Source organism: Actinocorallia lasiicapitis (assembly GCF_054778695.1).
Genome location: NZ_BAAGZI010000350.1, coordinates 1 through 6321, shown reverse-complemented (window position 1 = coordinate 6321; position 6321 = coordinate 1). Strand labels below are relative to the sequence as shown.

The 6321-nt window shown below is 69.8% G+C and carries 7 protein-coding genes; 4 read left to right on the top strand and 3 right to left on the bottom strand.

Annotated elements, in window-relative coordinates:
* Positions 1 to 90 precede the first annotated feature (90 nt).
* Positions 91 to 1326 (top strand): magnesium transporter MgtE N-terminal domain-containing protein, encoded by a 1236-nt coding sequence (locus tag ACYVE7_RS27185; RefSeq protein ID WP_460368483.1) that lies wholly within the window; start codon positions 91 to 93, stop codon positions 1324 to 1326.
* Complete coding sequence (locus tag ACYVE7_RS27180) at positions 1323 to 1817, top strand: DUF1003 domain-containing protein (RefSeq protein ID WP_460368481.1); 495 nt, start codon at positions 1323 to 1325, stop codon at positions 1815 to 1817. The genes ACYVE7_RS27185 and ACYVE7_RS27180 overlap by 4 nt, the downstream gene beginning before the upstream one ends.
* Here the strand turns inward: ACYVE7_RS27180 and ACYVE7_RS27175 are convergent.
* The gene (locus tag ACYVE7_RS27175) at positions 1814 to 2296 is read right to left on the bottom strand and encodes a MarR family winged helix-turn-helix transcriptional regulator (RefSeq protein ID WP_460368479.1); all 483 of its coding nucleotides are present in this window, start codon (positions 2294 to 2296) and stop codon (positions 1814 to 1816) included. The two genes, ACYVE7_RS27180 and ACYVE7_RS27175, sit on opposite strands and share 4 nt — an antisense overlap.
* Before the next feature lie 126 nt (positions 2297 to 2422).
* Here ACYVE7_RS27175 and ACYVE7_RS27170 point away from each other — a divergent pair, with 126 nt between their 5' ends.
* Together ACYVE7_RS27170 and ACYVE7_RS27165 are read left to right on the top strand one after the other, a co-directional pair.
* Positions 2423 to 3559, top strand: coding sequence for an Mrp/NBP35 family ATP-binding protein (locus tag ACYVE7_RS27170; RefSeq protein WP_460368477.1), 1137 nt, complete (start codon positions 2423 to 2425; stop codon positions 3557 to 3559).
* Positions 3560 to 3710: 151 nt separating this feature from the next.
* A complete protein-coding gene (locus tag ACYVE7_RS27165) occupies positions 3711 to 4766 on the top strand; it encodes an ROK family protein (RefSeq protein ID WP_460368474.1) in 1056 nt (351 codons plus the stop codon).
* 3 nt (positions 4767 to 4769) lie between these two features.
* On the opposite strand, the gene ACYVE7_RS27160 is transcribed toward ACYVE7_RS27165, so the two are convergent.
* Both ACYVE7_RS27160 and ACYVE7_RS27155 read right to left on the bottom strand, forming a co-directional pair.
* Entirely contained in the window at positions 4770 to 5108 is a 339-nt protein-coding gene (locus ACYVE7_RS27160) for a sec-independent translocase (RefSeq protein ID WP_460368472.1), read from the bottom strand.
* Between the two features lie 101 nt (positions 5109 to 5209).
* Positions 5210 to 6321: S1C family serine protease (locus ACYVE7_RS27155; RefSeq protein WP_460368470.1), on the bottom strand; the 1112-nt coding region annotated here is incomplete at its 5' end.

Here is a 6321-nt window from a genome sequence, read left to right as displayed (position 1 = left end):
CCGGTGGGTTGGGGGGATCTGGGGGTGGGTGGGGAGTTCGGGGGAGGCGATCTTGGGTAGTTGTGGGGCATGGGATTGGGGGCGTCTCGGGTGTTCGTGGCCCGGCTGGCCGGGATCGCCGTGTTCGATCCGGTCGGGGATCAGGTGGGGCGGGTTCGGGATGTCGTGGTGATGCTGCGGTCGGACCAGCGGCGGCCACGGGTGCTCGGCCTGGTCGTGGACGTGCCGCCGCGGCGGCCCGTGTTCCTGCCGATCACCCGGGTGACGACCATCGACGCCGAGGCGGTGATCTTCAATGGGCGGTTGAACATGCGGCGGTTCAACCAGCGGCCCGCGGAGACCCTGGCGATCGCGGAGATGCTCGACCGGAAAGTGACGGTCGACGGTGAAGAGATGATCGTCATCGATGTGGCGATGGAGCCGATGCGGTCGCGGGACTGGGAGATCGCGCGGGTCGCGGTGCGGCGCAACGGGAAGCTGCGGCGGCGCGGCGAGACCATGGTGCTGGACTGGGAGGCCGTCACCGGGCTGACCATCGGCGAAGACCACCAGGGCGCGGCCAGCCTGATCGCGGCGTTCGAGAAGATGAAACCCGCCGACCTCGCCAACGTGATCCACGAGCTGACGCCCAAACGCCGTGCCGAGGTCGCCGCGGCCCTCGACGACGAGCGTCTCGCCGACATCCTCGAAGAGCTGCCCGAGGACGACCAGGTCGAGATCCTGAGCAAACTCCAGCTCGACCGCGCCGCCGACGTCCTGGAGGCGATGGGCCCCGACGACGCCGCCGACCTGCTCGGCGAGCTCCCCGACGAGCAGCGCGAACAGCTCCTCACCCTGATGGAGCCGGACGAGGCCGAGCCCGTCCGCCGTCTCCTCGCCTACGCCGACAACTCGGCGGGCGGCCTGATGACCACCGAACCGGTGATCCTGCCGCCGGACTCGACGGTCGCCGAGGCCCTCGCCCAGATCCGCAACCCCGACCTGAACCCGGCGCTCGCCGCCCAGGTCTATGTGTGCCGCCCCCCGACCGAGACCCCCACCGGCCGCTATCTGGGCACCGTCCACTTCCAGCGCCTGCTCCGCGACCCGCCCTCGACCCTGATCGGCGGGATCGTCGACCGCGCCCTGTCCCCGCTGCGCCCCAGCATGTCCCTGGAGACCGTCGCCGGCCATCTCGCGATCTACAACCTGGTCTCGGCGGCGGTCGTCGACGAGGACGGCCACATGATCGGCGCCGTCACCATCGACGACGTCCTCGACCATCTCCTGCCGGACGACTGGCGTGAGGGCGTCATGGACACCGACGATCCCGAGGATGAGGCATGAGCCCGGGCCGCCTCGACCAGCCGCGCGAGCTCCGCCGCCGGCTGCTGCCCAGCTACGACCCGGAGTCGTTCGGCCAGTTCTCGGAGCGGATCGCCCGGTTCATGGGCACGGCCCGCTTCCTCGTGTACATGACCGGGTTCATCCTGATCTGGGTGTTGTGGAACGCGCTCGCCCCGCGCTTCCTGCAGTTCGACCCGTACCCGTTCATCTTCCTGACGTTCACCCTGTCGCTCCAGGCGTCGTACGCGGCCCCGCTGATCCTGCTCGCCCAGAACCGCCAGGACGACCGGGACCGCGTCCAGTACGAACGCGACCGCGCCCAGAACGAACGCTCCATCGCCGACACCGAGTATCTGACCAGGGAGATCGCGGGTCTCCGCCAGGCGCTCGGCGAGGTCGCCACCCGCGACTACCTGCGCTCGGAGCTCCAGCAGTTCCTCAAGGAGCTCGACGCCCGCGACTCCGTCGAGCCCGCCCCGCCTGAAACCTAAGCCGACAGGGCGATCGCTTCGTCTTCCGCCAGCTTGTCGAGCATGGTCCGCAACTGGTCGAGTTCGGTCGGGTCGAGCCGGCCGAGCAGGTGCTCGCGGATGCCGCGGTGGTGGGTGGAGGTGGCCTCGGCCAGGATTTCGCGCCCCCGCATGGTGAGGACGGCGAACAGCCCGCGGGCGTCGCTGGTGCAGGATTCGCGGCGCACCAGGCCGTCGCGCTGGAGCCGGTCGACGAGCCTGGTCAGGCCGCTGCGGGACAGCAGCACCCTGTCCGCGAGGTCGTTCATCCGGAGCCGGCCGTCGGGCTGTTCGGCGAGCTGCTGCAGGACGTCGAAGGAGCCCAGCGCGAGATCGTGTCCGGTCAGCAGATCTTGGTGCAGCCGACGGGAGATCGTTACCTGGGCGCGCAGCAGGACGCGCCAGACCGCCAGTTCCTCGGGCGAGATCGTCGGCGCCGGGAGGGTGCTCACTTCTGTCACGGGGACGATCGTAGGTCGCCCTTTGCTCTGGAGCGATCCAGTCTGATGACGTTTCGGGCACGTTCAGGGCCAATGTCACCGACCCTGCGTTCGCCGGGGGTCGAACTGTTCCATACCATGGTTGCCATGGCCTCCCCTCTAACGACCGAGCAGGTGACCGCGGCGCTCGCCACGGTCAACGACCCGGAGATCCGTCGTCCGATCACTGATCTCGGCATGGTGAAGAACATCGAGATCGCCGCTGACGGAGCGGTCACCGTGGGCGTCTACCTGACGGTCGCGGGGTGTCCCATGCGCGACACGATCACCAAGGACGTCACCGCGGCCGTCGTCAAGATCGGCGCCCCGTCCGTCAAGGTCGAACTCGACGTGATGAGCGACGAGCAGCGCAAGGAGCTGCAGACCACGCTCCGCGGCGGCCAGCCCGCCAAGGAGATCCCGTTCGCCAAGCCGAGCAGCCTGACCAAGGTGTACGCGGTCGCGTCCGGCAAGGGCGGTGTCGGCAAGTCGTCCGTGACGGTCAACCTGGCCGCGGCGTTCGCGGCGATGGGCCGCAAGGTGGGCGTCGTCGACGCCGACATCTACGGCCACTCCATCCCCCGGATGCTCGGGGTGGACGGCCGTCCCACCAAGGTCGAAGACATGATCATGCCGCCGTCGGCGCATGATGTGAAGGTCATCTCGGTGGGGATGTTCACGCCGGGCAACCAGCCGGTCGTGTGGCGCGGGCCGATGCTGCACCGTGCGCTCCAGCAGTTCCTCGCCGACGTCTACTGGGGCGATCTGGACATCCTGCTGATGGACCTGCCGCCCGGCACCGGCGACATCGCGATCTCGGTGGCGCAGCTCCTGCCGTCCGCGGAGATCCTCGTCGTCACCACTCCGCAGCAGGCGGCCGCCGAGGTCGCCGAGCGGGCCGGCGCGATCGCCGCGCAGACCCACCAGCAGGTCGCGGGCGTCATCGAGAACATGTCGTACCTGATCTGCGATCACTGCGGTGAGAAGCAGCACATCTTCGGCGAGGGCGGCGGCCAGACCGTCGCCGACGAGCTGACCAAGACCCTCGGCGCGCGCGTCCCGCTGCTCGGCCAGGTCCCGCTGGACACCCGGCTGCGTGAGGGCGGCGACGCGGGCAAGCCCCTCGTCCTGTCCGACCCGGAGGCTCCGGCCTCCGTCGAGCTCAACCGGATCGCCGAGTCCCTGGCGGGCCGCACGCGCGGCCTCCTGGGCCGTCCCCTCAACATCACGCCCACCAAGAAATAATTCCCGACGAAGCAGTTCCCGACGGCCGGAGCCCGCGACCCGCACAGGGACGCGGGCTTCCGCCTTTTCCGGCCACACCCGCCCCTTATGTCGATTTTCGACATATAGGGAGGTAAGGTGCGGTGCGGATGGTCGATCGATAAGGAGAGTCATGGGCTGGGTCGTGGTCGGGCTGGACAACGGTGGAACCTGCAACAACGCCACGGTGCTGGACGAGAGCGGGAAGTTCCTGGTCGACGCCCTGGTGGAGTCGCCGTCGCGGGTGAAGGAGGGCCCCGAAGTGGCCGTCCCCGCGCTCGTGGAGGCGTTCGAGAACATCCTGCGGGTCACCGGCACCGACCGCGGCGACGTGCGGGCCGTCGGCATGGACTCGCCGGGCCCCGCCAGCGCCGACGGCGTGATCTCCGCGAAGGGCGCGACCAACTTCGCGCACACCGGCTGGTTCGGGTTCGACTTCAGGGCCGCGTTCCAGGCCGCGATCGGGATTCCGGTCGTCTACAACAACGACGGCAACGCGGCCGCGCTCTACGCCCACCACCAGCTCTTCGGCAACGAGGCGCCGGTCCGGTCGTCGGTCGCGGCGATCGTCGGGACGGGCCTGGGCGGCGGGGTCGTCGTCGACGGCAAGGTGATCAGCGGCGCCGCGGGGATGGCGGGCGAGCTCGGGCACGTCCAGATCCCGACGTACGGGCTGCTGGAGGACGGCCAGCCGATGCCGCTGTGCAACTGCGGTTTCGCGGGCGACACCGAGTCGATCGCGTCACTGACCGGGATCGAGCGGAATCTGCTGCCGTACTGGCTGACCCGCTACCCCGGCCACCCGCTGCACGACGTCGCCGACCCGAACAAGGCCGCCAAGCAGCTCCGCGGCTACGGGGAGCAGGGCGACGAGATGGCGCTGAAGATCTTCGACCAGCAGGCTCAGGCGATCGCCCGGCTGTTCACGATCGCCGCGAACTTCACCGACCCGGACGCCTATTTCCTGGGCGGCGGCGTCGTCGAGGCCGCACCGCACTTCCGTGAGTGGTTCCTCGACAGCGTGCGCCGGCACACCGTGCTCCGCGAGGAGCAGTCCGCCGCCGCGACCGTCGCCCTGGTCACCGATCTGGACATGGCCGGGGCCAGGGGCAGCGCCCTGGCCGCCCACTCCGCTGCGACGGGCCACACTGCCGCCGCGTCGGGCCGCACCGCCGCTGCGACGGGCTGACGCTCAGGTGGCCTCGTGGTCGAACGGGGGACGCTCGTCGACGGCCAGCGCCGGGGCCTTGTAGGACGGCGTGTCGTCGAAGGAGTTGACGCCGAGCGGGTCCGCGTCGTCCTCGAAGAGGTGCTTGCGGACGAAGGTCTTGGGGTTGAGGTCGCGCGGGTCGAAATCGCCGAACTCGGGCCCCAGGCCGTCCTTCAGGTCGGCCTGGGCGTTCTGCGCCATGGCGCGGAGCTGGCGGAGTGTCCGGCCGGCCTGCTGGGCGACCGTCGGGAGCTTGTCGCCGAAGATGACCAGGGCGAGGATGGCCAGGACGGCCGCCTCACCGAGTCCGATGTCGAACAACTGCTCCTCCACACGACCCAAGAAGATCCGGGGACAGGCCCCGGAGTCTTCTCAGGGTATCCGTCGGGCACGAGTGCCCGAAACCGCCTTGACCGCCCGAACTAGCTGCCCGAACCGAGGGTGACGTCGACCGTCTTCTCCTCGCCGCCCCGACGATAGGTGATCTTCACCTTGTCGCCGGGCTTGTGGCTGCGGATCAGCGCGACCAGGTCGGTCGGGCTGCCGATCTTCTTGCCGTCGAGGGAGAGGATCGTGTCGCCGCCCTTGAGTCCCGCCTTGTCGGCGGGGCCGTTCGGGGTGACACCGCCCCCCGCACCGGACATGATCTTGACGCCGTCGTCGCTCATCTGCGACGTGTCCATCTTGATCCCGATGATCGCGTGCGTGACCGGCTTCTTGTTGACGATCTGCTCGGCGACCTCCTGCACCTTGTTGATCGGGATCGCGAAGCCGAGGCCGATGTTGCCGCTCTCGCTGCCGCCCTGGTTGAGGCTGGCGATCGCGGTGTTCATCCCGATCACGGCGCCGGAGGAGACCTCGACAAGCGGGCCGCCCGAGTTGCCGGGGTTGATCGCGGCGTCGGTCTGGATCGCGGTGATCGCGGCGGCGTCCGAGCCGTTGGAGCCCGAGGTGCCGACGACCCGGTCGCGGGCGCTGATGATGCCCGAGGTGACCGAGCCCTCCAGGCCGAGCGGCGAGCCGATCGCGATGACCTGGTCGCCGACGGCCAGCTTGCTGGAGTCGCCGAGCGGCAGCGGCGGCAGCGCGTGGTTCGTGGTGAGCTTGAGCACGGCCACGTCGTCGGCGGGCGAGGTGCCCACGACCGTCGCGGGGGCGGTGCTGTCGTCGCTGAACTCGACCGACAGCTCGGCGCCGGCCGAGCCCGCCTGGGACACCACATGGTTGTTGGTGATCACATAGCCCTGGTCGACGATGAAGCCGGAGCCGGTACCACCGCCCTCACCGAGCTGGAGCTTGACCGTGACGACGCTCGGCAGCACCTTCTGCGCGATCCCCGCGACGGAGCCGGGGTCGCGGGCCGGCATGTCGCCGCCCTCGGAGCTCTTGGGGTTGCCGAGGCTGATCGACTTGTCGTCGCCGTTGTCGGTGGCCGTCGCGACCACGGCGCCCACCGCGCCCGCCACCAGCGCGATCACCAGTCCGGCGACGGCGAACAGCGTCAGGGACGGGCCGCGCCGCGGGGCCGCGGGCG